General features: G+C 45.9%; 14 protein-coding genes. 11 read left to right on the top strand and 3 right to left on the bottom strand.

Translation table 11 applies throughout. From position 1 onward, the window contains the following. Positions 1–88: 88 nt before the first annotated feature. Complete coding sequence (locus tag R8O11_RS22025) at positions 89–274, bottom strand: DUF2065 domain-containing protein (protein WP_318111925.1); 186 nt, start codon at positions 272–274, stop codon at positions 89–91. Positions 275–446: 172 nt separating this feature from the next. On the opposite strand from R8O11_RS22025, the gene R8O11_RS22020 reads away from it, so the two are divergent. Together R8O11_RS22020 and motX are read left to right on the top strand one after the other, a co-directional pair. Further along, positions 447–1,763 carry an adenylosuccinate synthase gene (locus R8O11_RS22020; RefSeq protein WP_005381385.1) on the top strand — a complete coding sequence of 439 codons (1,317 nt, stop codon included), beginning with the start codon at positions 447–449 and terminating at the stop codon, positions 1,761–1,763. Positions 1,764–1,979: 216 nt separating this feature from the next. Then, positions 1,980–2,615: a flagellar protein MotX gene (gene motX / locus R8O11_RS22015; RefSeq protein ID WP_005381388.1), complete on the top strand. Its 636-nt coding sequence runs from the start codon at positions 1,980–1,982 to the stop codon at positions 2,613–2,615. Positions 2,616–2,695: 80 nt separating this feature from the next. Here the strand turns inward: motX and hmpA are convergent, their stop codons facing one another. Next, positions 2,696–3,880: an NO-inducible flavohemoprotein gene (gene hmpA, locus R8O11_RS22010; RefSeq protein ID WP_225492174.1), complete on the bottom strand. Its 1,185-nt coding sequence runs from the start codon at positions 3,878–3,880 to the stop codon at positions 2,696–2,698. A 157-nt stretch (positions 3,881–4,037) separates the two neighbouring features. Here hmpA and nsrR point away from each other — a divergent pair, with 157 nt between their 5' ends. From nsrR to trpS, 5 genes are all read left to right on the top strand, one after another. Further along, positions 4,038–4,463 carry a nitric oxide-sensing transcriptional repressor NsrR gene (gene nsrR / locus R8O11_RS22005; protein ID WP_005381392.1) on the top strand — a complete coding sequence of 142 codons (426 nt, stop codon included), beginning with the start codon at positions 4,038–4,040 and terminating at the stop codon, positions 4,461–4,463. Positions 4,464–4,578: 115 nt separating this feature from the next. After that, entirely contained in the window at positions 4,579–7,086 is a 2,508-nt protein-coding gene (gene rnr, locus R8O11_RS22000; RefSeq protein ID WP_064377070.1) for a ribonuclease R, read from the top strand. Between the two features lie 67 nt (positions 7,087–7,153). Further along, positions 7,154–7,897 carry a 23S rRNA (guanosine(2251)-2'-O)-methyltransferase RlmB gene (gene rlmB, locus R8O11_RS21995; RefSeq protein ID WP_005381395.1) on the top strand — a complete coding sequence of 248 codons (744 nt, stop codon included), beginning with the start codon at positions 7,154–7,156 and terminating at the stop codon, positions 7,895–7,897. A gap of 110 nt (positions 7,898–8,007) precedes the next feature. Then, the gene (locus R8O11_RS21990) at positions 8,008–8,694 is read left to right on the top strand and encodes a phosphoglycolate phosphatase (RefSeq protein WP_005382834.1); all 687 of its coding nucleotides are present in this window, start codon (positions 8,008–8,010) and stop codon (positions 8,692–8,694) included. A 116-nt stretch (positions 8,695–8,810) separates the two neighbouring features. Beyond that, positions 8,811–9,827 (top strand): tryptophan--tRNA ligase, encoded by a 1,017-nt coding sequence (gene trpS, locus R8O11_RS21985; protein ID WP_213905009.1) that lies wholly within the window; start codon positions 8,811–8,813, stop codon positions 9,825–9,827. Between the two features lie 57 nt (positions 9,828–9,884). Here trpS and R8O11_RS21980 read toward each other — a convergent pair whose 3' ends face one another. Continuing rightward, entirely contained in the window at positions 9,885–10,259 is a 375-nt protein-coding gene (locus tag R8O11_RS21980) for a hypothetical protein (protein ID WP_064354374.1), read from the bottom strand. A 544-nt stretch (positions 10,260–10,803) separates the two neighbouring features. Here R8O11_RS21980 and R8O11_RS21975 point away from each other — a divergent pair. From R8O11_RS21975 to astA, 4 genes are all read left to right on the top strand, one after another. Next, entirely contained in the window at positions 10,804–13,758 is a 2,955-nt protein-coding gene (locus R8O11_RS21975) for an ExeM/NucH family extracellular endonuclease (RefSeq protein WP_318194433.1), read from the top strand. 189 nt (positions 13,759–13,947) lie between these two features. Further along, on the top strand, positions 13,948–14,535 hold the full coding sequence (locus tag R8O11_RS21970) for an aminodeoxychorismate/anthranilate synthase component II (RefSeq protein ID WP_031780782.1): 588 nt from the start codon (positions 13,948–13,950) through the stop codon (positions 14,533–14,535). Between the two features lie 361 nt (positions 14,536–14,896). After that, the gene (locus R8O11_RS21965) at positions 14,897–16,108 is read left to right on the top strand and encodes an aspartate aminotransferase family protein (RefSeq protein ID WP_042523636.1); all 1,212 of its coding nucleotides are present in this window, start codon (positions 14,897–14,899) and stop codon (positions 16,106–16,108) included. A 109-nt stretch (positions 16,109–16,217) separates the two neighbouring features. Beyond that, positions 16,218–17,237, top strand: coding sequence for an arginine N-succinyltransferase (gene astA / locus R8O11_RS21960; RefSeq protein ID WP_042523637.1), 1,020 nt, complete (start codon positions 16,218–16,220; stop codon positions 17,235–17,237). Positions 17,238–17,240 lie beyond the last annotated feature (3 nt).

The raw sequence follows: 17,240 nt of genomic DNA, 5'->3' as shown, positions 1-17,240 counted from the left end.
TTTAAAATACAAAACGCCCGATGAAGTACATCGAGCGTTTTAGTTAAAAAGTGTCAACCCATATCAGGACGGGTCATGATGCTAAGTGCTAGCTCATCATGATGGCGATGACGGCTCCAGCAATTACTAGGCAGCCACCGATGCGTCGTAGCTGATTGTTGGGTTGTTCACTTAATTGAGCCACCATATTCCGCCAACCGTTAGGAGCAATCAGCGGCCCAATGCCTTCCACGATCAAGACGAGCCCAATCGCCAACCATATGGATTCAGACATAGCGCTTTCCAGTCGAATAGAGAAAGCTAAATACTATCAGTGATATGCTGATTTCAAAATGAACAAAGCGGCAAGATGACATTCTGGTAGCGACTCTGTGAACAAAAAATGACTGCAAGAAGTGAGATTCGGTGCTAGAATCCATTTTTAACTAGCAATCAGACTTGGAAAGATGGGAAATAACGTAGTCGTTCTAGGCACCCAATGGGGTGACGAAGGTAAAGGTAAAATCGTAGACCTTTTAACTGAAGATGCAAAATACGTGGTACGCTACCAAGGCGGTCACAACGCAGGTCACACTCTCGTAATTGACGGTGAAAAAACCGTTCTTCACTTAATTCCATCAGGTATCCTTCGCGATAACGTAAAATGTGTTATCGGTAACGGTGTTGTACTATCACCTGAAGCTCTACTTAAAGAAATGAAGCCTCTTGAAGAGCGCGGTATTCCAGTACGCGAGCGTCTTTTCATTTCTGAAGCATGTCCGCTAATTCTTCCTTACCACGTTGCAATGGACCAAGCTCGCGAAATCGCTCGCGGTAAAAAAGCTATCGGTACTACTGGTCGTGGTATCGGTCCAGCATACGAAGATAAAGTTGCTCGTCGCGGTCTACGCGTTGGTGACCTATTCGATATGGCGACTTTCGCAGAGAAGCTAAAAGAAGTCATGGAGTTCCATAACTTCCAACTAGTTAACTTCTACAAAGCGGAGCCAGTAAGCTACGAAGAAGTACTTGAGCAAGCGAAAGGCTACGCTGAGCTACTAACTTCAATGGTTATCGACGTAACTGACGAACTAGACGCAGCACGTAAGCGCGGCGACAAGATCATGTTCGAAGGTGCACAAGGTACACTACTTGATATCGACCACGGTACTTACCCGTACGTAACGTCTTCTAACACGACTGCTGGTGGTGTTGCTGCAGGTTCTGGTTTTGGTCCTCGTCACATCGGTTACATCTTGGGTATCGCAAAAGCGTACTGTACTCGCGTTGGTGCTGGTCCATTCCCGACTGAACTATACGACGGTTTAGATAAGCAAGATCCAATTGGTAAGCACTTAGGTGAAGTTGGCCACGAGTTCGGTGCGACAACTGGTCGTCTACGTCGTACAGGTTGGTTCGATGCTGTTGCTATGCGTCGTGCAATCCAAATCAACTCTGTATCTGGTTTCTGTCTAACTAAACTAGACGTACTAGATGGTCTAGAAGAGCTAAAAATCTGTACTGGTTACAAGATGGAAGATGGCTCCGTGCTAGAAGTTTCTCCGATGGCTGCTGAAGCATTCGAAAAAGCAACGCCAATCTACGAAACAATGCCTGGTTGGTCTGAGAACACATTTGGTGCTAAGTCACTAGATGCTCTACCACAAGCAGCTCTTGACTACATCAAGCGTATTGAAGAGCTAACTGGCGTTCCAGTAGACATCATCTCTACAGGTCCTGACCGTAACGAAACTATCATCAAAGTTCACCCATTCGAAGCTTAATTGATAGCCGTTAAAGATTGCAAAAGCCGACCTTCTGGTCGGCTTTTTTGTATCTGAACAAAAACAGCGTGACTCTCATATGGCAAGCTTTTGCCGCTGAGCCTAAATCAGAGGCAAAAATTGTCTAAAGCTTAGCTGTTTTTTGCCGATAAGGTTATCAAGCAGAGGAGATCCTTCACCGATCTTTGGTTTCTTAGATACCTTAAGGGTACGTTTATGAAGTTACGAACAGTGGCTGCTTCACTGTTGTTGACCTTGGTTGCTACCACAGTGAAAGCCAATGTTGCCGATGTGGGGGCACCAGTTCCGATCTATACCGAAGCAGAGCTGATAAAGCTTATTGAGCAAAATAAGCACTTACAACGTGTGCGCGCTGATAACTGCCAGCTGGTGGAGGATATCGTAGCTCGTGCGACTCGAATTAACTTACCCGCTTATGAGTTTCTATACGGAGATATGTTGGCTTGGGGTGTGTGTGTCGAGCAAGATGTCGAACTGGGTCTTTACTACATCGAAAATGCAGCGCATCAGGGGTTACCTGCTGCACTAGAGCAGATTGGCCGATACTATTCGCGTGGCACTTTAGTACAGCAAGATAAAGAACGTGCAATTCCATATTTGCGAGAAGCTGCGTCAATGGGAAACCTAAACGCGCGTATTCATCTGGCCGAGTTGCTTTTACGTGATTATGGCAGTCCACTCGATTACGAAGATGCGTATCGTTGGTTATATAACTCTGTCACAGCAGATAAGCGGCAGCATAAGCGCATAACTGTATTGAGAAACGGCCTTGAACAGCGCATGCCACAAAACGTTATTGCTCGAGCTAAACGGCGAGACACCTTTTGGTAACGCTTCAATATTGCAAACAACTTCATACAACAAAGCCCACGTCACGTGGGCTTTGTTGTTTTCCCGATAGTTGGTAACGCTTAAACCACTTTGTGTGGACCGAAGCATTCGTAATGGAATTGCTCTTCTGGTACGCCAAGTTCTAATAGCTGTTTCGCTACGTGCTGCATAAATCCTACAGGACCACAGAAGTATACCTGCACGTTATATTGCTTTAATGCAGCTTCAATTTCATACAGATTGACAAAGCCCGTGAAGTGGAAGTCTTCACCTAGCTTGTCTTCTGCCGTTGGTTGGTTATACCAAACGAGCGCGTTCATATTTTCTTTTTCTGCAACGAGTTGGTTTACGTGTTGCTTGAAAGCATGCTGTTGGCCATTTTCGGTTGCATGAACCCAAGTTACAGGTGCTTGATGTGCTGAGAGACTTTCTAGCATTGACAGCGTTGGAGTAAGTCCCACACCAGCAGAAATTAGAACAACGGGTGTTTGTGGTTCGGCATCCATAAAGAAATCACCGGCAGGGGCTGCAAGCTGCACTTTTTCGCCAATGTTCAGGCTATCGTGCAGGTAGTTCGACACTTTTCCGCCTTCTTCACGTTTTACTGAGATACGGTAGGTGTTCTCTTGGACCGCAGAAGACAGGCTATATTGGCGAATTTCTTGGTTTTCTAACTGGTCACTGTTGATGTAGATGCCAAGGTATTGTCCCGGTTTATACGGCGCCACTTTTTGGCCATCGGTTGGCTTGAACACAAAGCTGCAAATGTGTTCGCTCTCAATCTTTTTATCGACTAATTCAAATTCGCGTAGACCGCGCCAGCCGCCTTCCAAAGCTTCATTTTGTTGGTAAATTTGTTCTTCGCGCTGAATAAATACATTCGCAAGTACGCCGTAAGCCTCAGCCCAAGCATCCAACACTTCTTGACCTGGATTAAAAAGCTCATCGATTGTCGCAAGTAAATGCTTACCAACGATTTGGTACTGATCTTCTGTGATCAAAAAGCTCGTGTGCTTATGCGCAATTTTCTCTACTGCGCCAAGCAGAGCTGGCAAATTTTCAATATTGGCAGCATAGGCACAGATAGCGTTGAATAATGCTTCACGCTGATCGCCGTTACGCTGGTTACTCATGTTAAAAATATCTTTCAACTCAGGGTTATGAGTAAACATACGCTCGTAAAAGTGCGCGGTCAGTTTTGGTCCTGTTTCGGCGATGAGTGGTGCGGTCGCTTTGACGATCTCGATAGTTTGATTGCTGAGCATAAGGGCTTCCTACTTTAAGTTGTATTTATAATACATGTTTAAAGTTGTATCTCAAATGTATCTTTCGATCAAGAAAAGATTTACACTTTTATCGATAGCTCAAGTTTGGGGTTTTAGCATCACCAGCGGGTTATTGAGTCGCACTTTGGGAGAGAATATGCAGTTAACTAGTTTCACTGATTATGCGTTGAGAACCTTAATTTTCTTGGCTTCGTTGCCGGAAGATGAGTTAACCAGCATTACCGAAGTGACGGATTTATTTGGTGTGTCACGTAACCATATGGTCAAAGTTATCAACCGTTTAGGGCAACTAGGTTATGTCCACACCGTGCGTGGAAAAAACGGTGGTATTCGGCTGATGAAACCTGCTTCTGAAATCACAGTCGGTGGTGTTGTGCGCGATTTAGAGCCGTTAGATTTAGTCAACTGTGGTGTGGATTTTTGCCATATTACCCCTGCTTGCCGCCTCAAAGATAAATTGGCGAAAGCAAAAAGTGCCTTTCTGGCGGAGTTGGATGACTGCACGATTGAATCCTTGCTCAGTGACAATTCTGAACTTTTGATCTTGCTGGCTCGTCCTTAACTCATTTGCATGCCTAGAGTCGATCTCGATCATTCTTTTTTCAAAGCAATTCTGTAGCTTATCGAGAGACTCAGATATACTAGCCATATACCTTCCTTGCTAGATAGGCGTGCCTATGTCAGACAATATTCCAAACGATCCTTTTGCAGATCGTGAATCCAAAAATTACGAAAATCCAATTCCAAGCCGAGAGTTTATCATCGAGTTTCTAGAGCAAGCGGGCGTTCCAATGAATCGTAACGACTTGTTTGAGGCACTAAAGCTTCAGGGCGAAGAGCAATACGAAGGGTTGCGTCGTCGGCTACGTGCGATGGAGCGAGATGGCCAACTGGTGTTTACCCGCCGTCAGTGCTATGCATTGCCTGAAAAACTTGAAATGGTGAAAGGTTACGTGATTGGTCATCGTGATGGCCATGGTTGGGTACGTCCAGAAGGCAGCGTCGGCAAGGATGATGATATTCTGTTACCGCACCATCAGATGAAGAACATCATCCACGGTGATTTTGTCTTAGTGCAACCTACAGACAACAGCAAGCGCGGCCGCCGTGAAGGACGTTTGGTGCGTGTGCTAGAGGAGCGTAATGATCAAATCGTTGGTCGTTTCTTCCTTGAATATGGATACTCCTATGTTGTCCCAGATGACTCGCGTATCAGCCAAGATATCCTGATCCCAAATGAGCACAAAGCGGGTGCACGCATGGGTAACGTAGTCGTAATTGAAATTACTGATCGTGGCTCACGCTCACGCGGCATGATGGGTAAAGTGGTTGAAGTCCTTGGTGAAAACATGGCACCAGGTATGGAAACACAAATTGCGATTCGTACACACCAAATCCCTCACGAATGGCCAGAAGCCGTCGATAAACAAATCGAAAACTTAGGCGAAGAAGTACCAGAAGAAGCGAAAGTTGGTCGTGTGGATCTACGTGATTTGCCACTAGTGACCATTGACGGCGAAGACGCACGAGACTTTGATGATGCCGTTTACTGTGAAAAGAACAAAGAAGGTGGTTGGCGTTTATGGGTAGCGATTGCTGACGTCAGTTACTACGTTCGTCCTGACTCTGCGTTGGACAAAGAAGCGATCAATCGTGGTAACTCAGTATATTTCCCTTCGCAAGTTGTGCCAATGTTGCCAGAAGTACTGTCGAACGGTCTATGTTCGCTTAACCCGCAAGTAGATCGCTTGTGTATGGTGTGCGAAATGACCATTTCCGATACAGGTAAGCTGTCTGGTTACAAGCATTACGAGGCGGTGATGAACTCGCACGCTCGTCTCACATATAGCAAAGTGAGCGCGATTCTAGAAGGGGATGAAGAACTACGTGAGCGCTACCAGCCGCTTGTTTCTCATCTAGAAGAGTTGCACAAGATGTACAAAGTGCTGAAAGAAGCACGAGATCAACGCGGTGCAATCGAATTTGAAACCGTTGAAACCAAATTTATTTTCAATGCGGAACGTAAAATCGAAAGCATTGAGCCAGTAATTCGTAATGACGCGCATAAGATCATCGAAGAATGTATGATTTTAGCCAACATTGCTTCGGCATCGCTGGTAGAAAAAGCGAAAGAGCCCGCGCTTTATCGTATCCACGAATCTCCAGGTGAATTACGCCTGCAAGGTTTCCGTGACTTCTTAAGTGAACTTGGTCTTGAGCTAAAAGGTGGTTTAGAGCCTTCACCAACGGACTATGCTGATCTCGCACGTCAAATCTCCGGGCGTCAAGATCAAGAGTTGATTCAGACCATGCTGCTACGCTCAATGAAGCAAGCGGTATACAACGCAGATAACGCGGGGCACTTTGGGTTGGCATTGAAACGCTATGCGCACTTTACGTCGCCAATTCGTCGTTACCCTGACTTGTTACTTCACCGTGCAATCAAGTATCTGATTGCTAAAGAAGAAGGTCGTAATCAAGATCGCTGGACACCAACAGGTGGCTATCATTACTCGTTTGACGACATGGATTTTTACGGCGAACAATGTTCGATGACAGAGCGCCGTGCTGATGATGCAACACGTGATGTTGCGGATTGGCTGAAGTGTGAATATATGCAAGACCACGTCGGTGACGAACTAGACGGTGTTATCGCTAATGTCACTAGCTTTGGCTTCTTTGTACGTTTAACGGATTTGCACATCGATGGTTTGGTACATATTTCTACCCTTGCGAACGACTACTATCAATTTGACCCGATTGGTCAACGACTTATTGGTGAAAGTTTCGGTAACATCTACCGCTTAGGTGATGCAGTAAAAGTAAAAGTACTGGCTGTTAACCTCGATGACAAGCAAATTGACTTTGAATTGGTCGAAACAAGTCGTAAGCTACGCGGCGAAGGTAAGACTGCGAAGAAACGCGCAGCGGAAGCAAAACGCAAAGCGAAAGATAAAAAACGCGCTGCGACTCGCTCTTCATCGAAGGAAGGTGGCGCGGCTCGTGCAGTTCCTGCGATAGAGCCAACTAAACGCCCAGAAGAAACGGGCGCAACGAGTAAGCGTAATGGCCCAAAACGTGGTGACGCTGAAGGCAACGAGAAGCCTAAAGTGAAAAAAGCACGTAAAAAGAAGCCGCACAGTAAGCCGAAGAAAACCAAGCGCACTAAAAAAGAAGCGCAGTAGGTTGAAGCGCCAACTTAGTTCAAACTTGGTTGGCGCAGGCAATACGACCAGAACAACAGGTTAAACAATGAGTAACGAATTTATCTACGGCATTCACGCAGTGAAGGCGGTATTGGAGCGCGAACCAGAGCGTTTTATCGAGGCGTACGTTTTAAAAGGTCGTCAAGATGATCGCCTAATGCCAATCCTAAATGATCTTCAGGTTTGTGGTGTTTCTATTCAGCAGATGACACGTAAAACCTTGGATGACAAAGCGCGCGGTGCAAATCACCAAGGCATCATCGCTCGTGTGAAACCAGCGAAGCAGCTGAATGAGAACGATATAGATGACATCCTGGCGCAGCACGAATCACCACTGCTATTAGTGTTAGACGGAGTGACCGATCCACACAATCTTGGTGCGTGTTTACGTAACGCAGATGCGGCAGGTGCTGCGGCGATCATCGTACCGAAAGATCGTTCTGCGCCAATGAATGCGACGGTAAGTAAAGTCGCTTGTGGTGCAGCTGAAGTCGTGCCATTGATCCGAGTGACTAACTTGGCTCGTACTATGCGCACATTGCAAGAGAAAGGCATCTGGTTTGTTGGTACTGCGGGTGAAGCAACGCACGACATCTACCAAGCCAAACTGACTGGACCCCTTGCTATCGTAATGGGGGCAGAAGGTGACGGTATGCGTCGTCTAACTCGTGAAACCTGCGACGATTTGATTAAGATCCCAATGGCTGGTAGCGTTTCAAGCTTGAACGTATCTGTGGCATCCGGCATCTGTTTGTTTGAGGCAGTTCGTCAGCGTATTGCTGCAAAGTAACGACGAAACAAACAGTTACTGTAGAATTAGACATAATGATAAAAACAAAGGATGGGGTGCCATCCTTTGTCGTTTTCACCGATTTATAAATAAAAATCCTCAGGGAAGTTATGACTCAACAAGACATTAAATTCATCGCCTTCGATCTAGATGGTACTTTGCTTGATAGCGTGCCAGATCTAGCTGTCGCGGCAGACCAAGCAGTACAGGCGCTTGGCTTTCCATCGGTTTCAGAAGAACAAGTTCGTGATTATGTGGGTAACGGCGCAGACGTGCTTATTGGTCGCTCATTAAGCCAAAGCCTGACCATCAACCCAGAGCTGAGTGAAGAGCTTCGTGCTAAAGCGCGTGTATTGTTTGATGACTACTACGAGCAAAGCGGTCACAAGCTAAGTCATCTTTACCCAACGGTAAAAGAGACACTAGCAGAGCTGCACAAAGCGGGCTTTGTTATGGCGTTGGTGACTAACAAACCTTCAAAGTTTGTGCCTGACGTTTTGGAAAAGCACGACATCGCAAAATACTTCGTTGATGTCCTTGGCGGTGATGCATTCCCAGAGAAAAAACCAAACCCAGTAGCATTGAACTGGTTGATGGAAAAGCACCAAATCCAACCAAGTGAAATGCTGATGGTTGGCGACTCGAAAAACGACATTCTCGCAGCAAAGAATGCAGGCTGTGCCTCATTTGGTCTGACATATGGTTACAACCACGGTGAACCTATTTCAGCATCAAATCCAGATTTCGTCGCTGACAGTTTGGCAGAATTATTGGACGTTGTAGCGGTTTCTGCATAACGGCTACAAAAGAGCTTCCAAAATACTCGTTAATGAGTACACTGAGTAAACCGTGCACCTATTACTGCACGGTTTTTTTCATTTAATTAGATTAAGAAGTCAAAGGAATCATTCTAATGAGCAAACCCATTGTATTGAGTGGTGTTCAACCTTCAGGTGAACTAAGTATCGGTAACTACTTGGGTGCTCTACGTCAATGGCAGCAGATGCAAGACGATTATGATTGCCAATATTGTGTGGTAGACCTTCACGCGATTACGGTTCGTCAGGACCCTAAAGCGCTGCATGAAGCAACTCTAGACGCACTGGCAATTTGTCTGGCAGTTGGTGTTGACCCGAAGAAGAGCACGCTATTTGTTCAGTCACATGTACCAGAGCATGCTCAATTAGGTTGGCTTCTTAACTGCTACACTCAAATGGGTGAGCTGAGCCGTATGACTCAGTTTAAAGACAAATCGGCTCGTTACGCGAATGACGTAAACGTCGGTCTATTTGACTACCCGGTGTTGATGGCGGCTGACATTTTGCTTTACGGTGCACACCAAGTACCTGTAGGCAGTGACCAGAAGCAACATCTAGAATTAGCGCGCGATATCGCAACGCGTTTCAACAATATTTACTCGCCAGAGCAGCCAATCTTCCAAGTTCCAGAGCCTTACATTCCGACAGTAAATGCGCGTGTAATGAGCCTTCAAGACGCAACGAAGAAGATGTCTAAATCTGATGACAACCGTAAGAACGTTATCACGCTGCTGGAAGAGCCTAAGTCGATCCTTAAGAAGATCAACAAAGCGCAAACCGATACCGAAACGCCACCAAGTATCCGTCATGATATCGAGAACAAGGCGGGCATTGCTAACCTAATGGGTCTGTACTCTGCGGCGACAGGCATGAGCTTCGAAGAGATTGAAGCGAAGTACCAAGGCGTAGAAATGTATGGCCCATTTAAGAAAGATGTTGGTGAGGCAGTTGTAGCAATGCTTGAGCCAATTCAAGCAGAATATCGCCGTATTCGCGCTGATCGTGCTTACATGGACGAGGTAATGCAGCAAGGCGCTGAGAAAGCCTCGGCACGAGCGGCTGAAACGCTTAAGAAAGCATACGAAGCAGTAGGTTTTGTAGCTCGCCCATAGTTGCTAAGAACGAATACGAAAAAGCTCCACTTTGGTGGAGCTTTTTTTATGCCTGTATTACTGAAATGGTGTGTCTTTCATACAGCGTTCCATGTCGTAATATTCAACACGTCCTCGAGCCCCTAGAAAGGCAGACTTCACAACCATGCCTCTATCAATGAAGTAACTAAGCTGTACGCATGATATATCGTAGCTGAGTTCTTTAATTCTCGCTGGAATCCAGTAGGTTCCTGGCGTTCTTAGACGCTGAGTAAAGGTAATAACACCCTCGTCACTGACTTCTAGCTCTTCAATACCATCCAGTTCATTTTTGGCTGATTCGATGATGTCTTGATTCGCCGTAGGTTGAAGTGGCTCACTGGCGGTCAACTGACACCCCGCTATCAAGCCAAGTAGGGAGAGAGCTAGCACACTGCGTTGAATTGTTTTCATTTGTCGTTCCTGGGTTTACAGCTAATGAGATCTTATTGTCTCGCGCAGGTGTTATATCTTTTGTGTATGTTTTTGGCTAGTGAGTAATGAAAAGTTATTGAATAAATCATGAAAACTTTGAAGTATGAGGGGCCTGTATAAGAGAGAACGAAGCGAGTAATAGATTCTTGGGCTTGAACAGTGATACAAGTGAAAATTAAAGCATTCTAAATTAGTGACTAATTATATTTTTTATTTGTAACAGGAACGGTTGGGTTAATAAGCAACTCAACAAGTGATGTATTTTCTACTCCTTAACATGAAGTGAAAAAGTAAACTGAGTAATCAATCTAAATTCTGATTTGTTTATCAATAGCGCTCTGTATTTATTACAAAAAATGTTTGAATGGGATGCTCTGGCATATTTTCTTATATTCACATGTGATTCATTTCACGGCTTTAATTGCTCATTCTTATTTATTTCATAAATAAACCTGATAGTAGACGCAAATGGCAGGCTCTAACCAGAGCTAAATTTGCATTTACATAAATATCAGGTACGACAATGGACACGTTAATCAAACCCTCAATACTCGCATTAACCATCGCCAGTGCACTTAGTGCAAACGCGAACGCAGAGATTATTATTTCCCAATACGTAGAAGGCGGCGCTTATAATAAAGCGGTAGAGATCGCTAATACGGGTGATACTGCGGTGACACTCACTGGCTACGAGTTGGCGAAATCATCAAACGGTGGTGGTACTTGGGGTAGCACATTCGACCTTAGCCAAGTGACGCTACAAGCTAACCAAGTGTATGTACTGGCGCATGGTGACGCGAGCGATACCATCAAAGCTGTCTCGGATATCACAGATAAAAGCGTTGCGAACTTTAACGGTGACGACCCGATCGCACTGCTTAAAGATGGTGAAGTGCACGACATCATCGGTGTGATGGGTGACGTAGATTTTGGTAAAGACACCACATTAGTTCGTAACAGTGATGCACTAACCCCTTCTGCTACTTATGATGCATCTCAGTGGACGGCATTTGAGAAAGACAACATTGACGGCCTTGGTGAGCTAAATGCGACTGAGCCACCAGCACCATTCGCTTGTGAAGTCGACGGTCAGCAACCTAACTTCACTACCATCCAAGATATTCAAGGTGAAGGCGATACGTCTCCATTCATTGATGGTTACCCATACATTACTGACGAAGATCATTTCGTAACGGGTGTCGTGACTGCTGTTACCACTGGCCTAACCAAAGGTTTCTACCTACAAGCATTAGAAAGCGACAACAACGACAAGACCTCAGAAGGCTTGTTCATTCATACTGACGCGGCAGACACGGAGCTAAAAGCTGGTGACGTTGTTTGTGTGAAAGGTAAAGTTCAAGAGTACTACAGCAATACTCAGCTAGCTTCTGATGCTAACAGCTATGTGAAAACAGGCACCTCTGAAACCCCTCGAGTTACCGATCTTGTTATCAAAGAAGGTGAGACACTACGTGATGCGCTTGAGCGTCATGAAGGGATGCAAGTTGAGTTAACCTCGGCAAGTGACTTGTTTGTAACTCGAAACTTCTCTTACGACTACGATTCACGTCGTAACAATATGATGCTCTCTCATGAAGCGCCATTGTTAAAGCCGACTCAATTACACGCGGCAGAGAGCGATGCAGCCGTTGAGCTAGCAAAAGACAACGCAGCGAACCGCGTATACCTAGAATCAGATGGCAAAGCACCAAACGGCCAAATCCCATACTACCCAGATTTTGCTAAAGATGCAGATCAAGATGGCTCTTCAGAGCAGCACATTCGCCTTGGTTCTCGAGTAGAAGGTCTACAGGGTGTCGTGGCTTACAGCTACAACGAATACCGCCTGATTGCGACAAATGAAGTCAATAACACCAACTTCGTAACTTCAGGTGAAGGCTTCGACGTGGCTCGTAAAGATGCCCCAGCGATTGCGGACTCAGATTTGCGTATTGCAAGCTTCAACGTACTGAACTACTTCAACTCCGTGGCTGACAGTGGTCATGAAAACCCAACCGGACAAAACCGTGGTGCGACTAACCTAGACGAGTTCCTGACCCAACAAGCGAAAATCGTTGCGGCGATGAACAAGATGGACGCTGACATCATTGGTTTGATGGAAGTGGAAAACAACGGCTTTGGTGATGGCAGTGCTATCCAAAACTTAGTTGATGCCCTAAATGCTGAGATTGATGACGCTGAAGATCATTACACGTATGTCGAAATCGAAGAGCAAGACAAATACCAAGACGAATACTTTGGCAGTGATGCGATCATGGTGGCGATTTTATATCGTGCTAACGCAGTAACGCCAAAAGACGCTGCAAAAGTGATCATCACGCCAGAGCAGCACATTGCAGAAAACACAATTACTCGTAAAGAGGGCACAGAAAGTAACCCTGCTTACGATAAGTACCAACGCCACAGTCTACTTCAGACCTTTACGGTGAAAGAGACGGGTGAAGATTTGTCTATTGTCGTAAACCACTTTAAGTCGAAAGGCTCTGAGTGTATTGAAGAGTGGATTGCCGGTGTAGAAGATTCTGAGCCAGCGGATCTGCAAGGCAACTGTAACAACTTCCGCGTTTCTGCTGCGCACGCAGTGGGTGAAGCGTTGAAAGAGGTGAAAGGCGATGTATTGCTCATGGGCGACCTCAATGCTTATGGCATGGAAGACCCACTTCTGACACTGACTGATTACTCGAAAGAGAAATACGGCCGTGACATTTATACTGCTGCTTACACAACCATTGGTGATGGTGAACTTCAAGTAGAGAAGACCAAAATTGAAAAAGGTTACGGTCTGCACAACTTAAACACGTTGCTGCACGGCACTGATACGTTTTCTTACACCTATTCGGGCGAGCTGGGTAATTTGGACCACGCATTGGCAAGCAGTAGCCTAGCGCAAAAAGTGGTAGCAATTGAAGATTGGCACATCAACTCACTAGAGAGTAACTTGTTCGAATACAGCAGCAAGTACACAGGTGATATGCCGAAGTACAAAGATGCGTTCTCTGCCTCTGATCACGATCCAGTGATCATCGCGATTGATTTACCAGATGATGACATCGATTTACCGAAAGCAGGTGACAACTTAGCCGTCGATGTCCGTTTACCACCAACGGCGGTTGTGGGCGATATTGTTACGGTGAACTTAACGCCATCCACACAAGCGGCTGCGGCAAGCAGCGATACGAAAGCTTACTCGGCTAGCCAAACTTTAGTTCAAGCTGATATTGATGCGCGTAGCGTGAATATTGAGTTTGAACAAACGCCAGAGCAAGGTAATTATCAGTTAGAAGAGAAAGTGACTGACTCGACAGGTAATATTGTGAAGTTTAGCTCTGTTCGTGATGTTTCAATGACGCAAACTGAAACTGGAACAGAAGGGTCGAAGGATTCAGATGGTGGTTCGTTTGGTTTTGGCGCGCTATTTGCGCTGCTAGGTCTCGGCTTATTCCGCCGTCGCCGCTAAGCGAATTTACTTCCTGACAAACAGTTCCTAAATAACTGTAAAGACCAAAGGCCAGCCTATGCTGGCCTTTTTATTCAGCAAAAACTTGCCTTTCTTGCTTGGTATAGCAAAATACCGCCCTTGATTGTCACGAACGTGGCGATTCACTACGTAAGCATTGCCAAAACGGATTGGAGCAACCGACCCTTTATGTTGTTGATCATCGATAACTACGACTCTTTTACCTACAACCTTTACCAATACTTCTGCGAGCTTGGTGCAGACGTAAAGGTGGTGCGTAACGATGAAATCGATATCCAAGGCATTGAGGCGCTCAACCCAACTCATTTGGTGATCTCGCCAGGGCCATGTACGCCGAACGAAGCAGGTATTTCACTGAAAGCGATAGAACACTTCGCTGGTAAGTTGCCGATCCTAGGAGTTTGTCTTGGTCATCAGGCGATTGCACAAGTGTTTGGAGGGGAAGTGGTACGTGCTCGACAAGTGATGCACGGCAAGACCTCACCAATTCGTCACAACGGTCGCAGTGTGTTTAAAAATCTGAATAACCCACTCACGGTAACCCGTTATCACTCTCTTGTGGTGAAAAACGGTACTTTACCCGACGTGTTTGAACTGACTGCATGGACAGAACTGCCGGACGGAAGCATGGATGAAATAATGGGTTACCAACATAAAGCCTTGCCAATTGATGCGGTGCAGTTCCACCCAGAATCAATCAAAACTGAGCAAGGTCACGAGTTGCTTGCGAACTTTTTAGCACGCAAAGCGATCTGATCGCGATCACTTTTCTTAACAAATCATTCATCTTTTTGCTGAGGTGAGCGGATTGCAAAACTATGCGATTCTCTCGAGTCTCTTTGTCTATTCATGTCTTTTTAAACCTTCTATCCCCTGTATTACATAACATTTATAAAAAATCACTTCTCTATTTTACTTTCTTGATGCATAAATAGTCATAAGCAGTGATTAATGGAAGTTGCTTTCGAGAACGAAAAGAATAAATCACTATTGAAATGGTTAATTAAATGTAAATACAATGCCGCAATAGCTTAAATGCAAAACATTATTTGCTGGCAAAGAGAGCCGGTTAAATTCGCTTATCTGCTACGCATGCGGTATCAAGAAGGAATGTGCAATGACAACGGAAATTAAAGTAGAGCGCGGTTTATTCGATGAGGTAATGGTACCTTGCTATAACCCGATGGAAATGATCCCTGTTAAAGGTGAAGGTTCACGTGTTTGGGATCAGGAAGGTAATGAATACATCGACTTTGCTGGTGGTATTGCAGTGAGCTGTCTTGGCCATTGTCATCCAGTAATGGTAGACGCACTAACAGAGCAAGCTAACAAGCTTTGGCACTTAAGTAACGTTATGACGAACGAACCAGCCCTTCGTCTGGCGAAAAAGCTAACAGAAGTGAGTTTTGCTGAGCGAGTGTTCTTTGCTAACTCTGGCGCAGAAGCAAACGAAGCCGCTTTGAAGCTGGCACGTCGTTATGCAGCAGACGTTCATGGCACTGAGAAGTCTGAAATCATTGCATTCAAACAAGGTTTCCACGGTCGTACATTCTTTACCGTAACGGTTGGTGGCCAAGCTGCATACTCTGACGGTTTCGGTCCTAAGCCAGGCGACGTGACACACCTTCCTTACAACGATATCGAAGCTTTACAAGCGCACATGTCTGATCGTACTTGTGCGGTCATGATGGAGCCACTACAAGGTGAAGGCGGCATCGTGCCACCAACGCCTGAGTTCGCTCAAGCGGTTCGCGAGCTGTGTGACAAACACAACGCCTTACTGATCTTCGATGAAGTGCAAACTGGTAATGGCCGTACAGGTAACTTCTACGCTTACCAAGGTTTAGGTATCACGCCAGATATTCTAAGTACTGCGAAATCACTTGGTGGCGGTTTCCCAATCGGTGCAATGCTAACGACAGCAAAATTGGCAGAGCACATGAAAGTGGGCACTCACGGTTCTACATATGGCGGTAACCCACTAGCGTGTGCGGTTGCAGAAGCGGTTGTAAATGAAGTTACTAAGCCAGAGGTGTTGGCTGGTGTGCTAGAACGCGAAGCATTGTTCCGTGAAGGTCTAGAGAAGATCAACGCGAAGTACAACATCTTCTCAGAAGTGCGCGGTCAAGGCCTATTACTTGGCGCTGCACTAAATGAAGAATGGCAAGGCCGTGCGCGTGACGTGCTGGTTGCTGCAGGTAAACAAGGTCTCATGGTATTGGTTGCGGGTGCCAATGTCGTACGTTTCACACCATCACTCGTTATCACACAACAAGAAATTGAAGAAGGCTTGGCGAAACTGGATAAAGCGATCGCGACTTTAGTTTAAGCGCGATATCAGTTTAAACGTCAACGCAGACACCCCCGTCAAGGATCTCTGATGGGGGAATTGTTCCTACAATATAGTTAGGATCTTCTTGCATCTGGAGGGAGTATTGATGCTAGTAGTTCGCCCTATCGCGATGTCGGATTACGACGCACTGCACACTTGTGCGGTGGAGTCTGGTCACGGATTTACATCTCTACCGGTTAACGAAGAACTGTTAACCAATCGAATCAAACATTCAGAGTACAGCTTTGGTAAGCCAGATGTGGCAGAACCAGGCGATGAAGGCTACCTGATGGTTGGCTTTGACTCTGAAACGGGTGAGGTTGCGGGTACCACCGGAATCGAAGCATCTATCGGCTGGGATGTCCCATTTTACTCATATCACATTAGTAAAGTCGTGCACTCGTCGCCAAAGCTTGGCGTTAACAACGTCGTTAAACTGCTTACTTTTGGTAATAACTACACGGGTAACAGCGAAATTTGTACCTTGTTCTTGCGTGAGAAATTCCGCCAAGGTCTGAATGGTCGTCTAATGTCGAAGTGTCGTTTCCTAATGATGGCAGAGCACCCAGAGCGCTTCTCTGAAACGATCTTTGCGGAGATGCGTGGCGTTTCAGACGACGAGGGTAATTCACCATTCTGGCAATGGCTTCAAGAGCATTTCTTCTCTATCGATTTCACGCTTGCAGATTACCTGACAGGCATCGGCAAGAAAGGCTTTATCGCCGACTTGATGCCGAAACTGCCTATTTACATCAACCTGCTCAGCCCAGAAGCGCAAGCCGTGATTGGTCAAGTACATGACAACACGCGTCCAGCGCTGAAGCTGCTTGAGCGTGAAGGTTTTACCAACCGAGGCTACGTCGACATCTTCGATGGTGGCCCAACGGTTGAGTGTGATCTGCGTAATATTGAGTCGGTACGTCATTCATTCCGCGCGCAAGTCAAAATCTCTGGACATTCCAGCACACAAGACTTCTTGATGTGTAATTCATCTTTCGAGAACTTCCGTGCGACAGTCACTAAAGCGGCGTATGACGCAGAAACACAAAGCGTAATGATCGCACCAGACGTTGCGGATGCACTTTCGGTTGAAGAAGGGGATTTCGTTCGCCTTCTTCCGCAGTAACAG

This window comes from Vibrio sp. 1288, assembly GCF_033344475.1.
The sequence above is the reverse complement of the archived record's forward strand: the minus strand, read 5'-3'. Positions and strand labels throughout refer to the sequence as shown.

Bases quoted from the DNA above. Each gene is read 5' to 3' on its own strand.
- R8O11_RS22025 (WP_318111925.1), bottom strand. From the start codon at position 274: ATGTCTGAATCCATATGGTTGGCGATTGGGCTCGTCTTGATCGTGGAA.
- hmpA (WP_225492174.1), bottom strand. From the start codon at position 3,880: ATGCTCAGCAATCAAACTATCGAGATCGTCAAAGCGACCGCACCACTC.
- R8O11_RS22020 (WP_005381385.1), top strand. From the start codon at position 447: ATGGGAAATAACGTAGTCGTTCTAGGCACCCAATGGGGTGACGAAGGT.
- R8O11_RS21975 (WP_318194433.1), top strand. From the start codon at position 10,804: ATGGACACGTTAATCAAACCCTCAATACTCGCATTAACCATCGCCAGT.
- rnr (WP_064377070.1), top strand. From the start codon at position 4,579: ATGTCAGACAATATTCCAAACGATCCTTTTGCAGATCGTGAATCCAAA.
- R8O11_RS21990 (WP_005382834.1), top strand. From the start codon at position 8,008: ATGACTCAACAAGACATTAAATTCATCGCCTTCGATCTAGATGGTACT.
- motX (WP_005381388.1), top strand. From the start codon at position 1,980: ATGAAGTTACGAACAGTGGCTGCTTCACTGTTGTTGACCTTGGTTGCT.
- R8O11_RS21965 (WP_042523636.1), top strand. From the start codon at position 14,897: ATGACAACGGAAATTAAAGTAGAGCGCGGTTTATTCGATGAGGTAATG.
- trpS (WP_213905009.1), top strand. From the start codon at position 8,811: ATGAGCAAACCCATTGTATTGAGTGGTGTTCAACCTTCAGGTGAACTA.
- rlmB (WP_005381395.1), top strand. From the start codon at position 7,154: ATGAGTAACGAATTTATCTACGGCATTCACGCAGTGAAGGCGGTATTG.
- R8O11_RS21980 (WP_064354374.1), bottom strand. From the start codon at position 10,259: ATGAAAACAATTCAACGCAGTGTGCTAGCTCTCTCCCTACTTGGCTTG.
- nsrR (WP_005381392.1), top strand. From the start codon at position 4,038: ATGCAGTTAACTAGTTTCACTGATTATGCGTTGAGAACCTTAATTTTC.
- R8O11_RS21970 (WP_031780782.1), top strand. From the start codon at position 13,948: ATGTTGTTGATCATCGATAACTACGACTCTTTTACCTACAACCTTTAC.
- astA (WP_042523637.1), top strand. From the start codon at position 16,218: ATGCTAGTAGTTCGCCCTATCGCGATGTCGGATTACGACGCACTGCAC.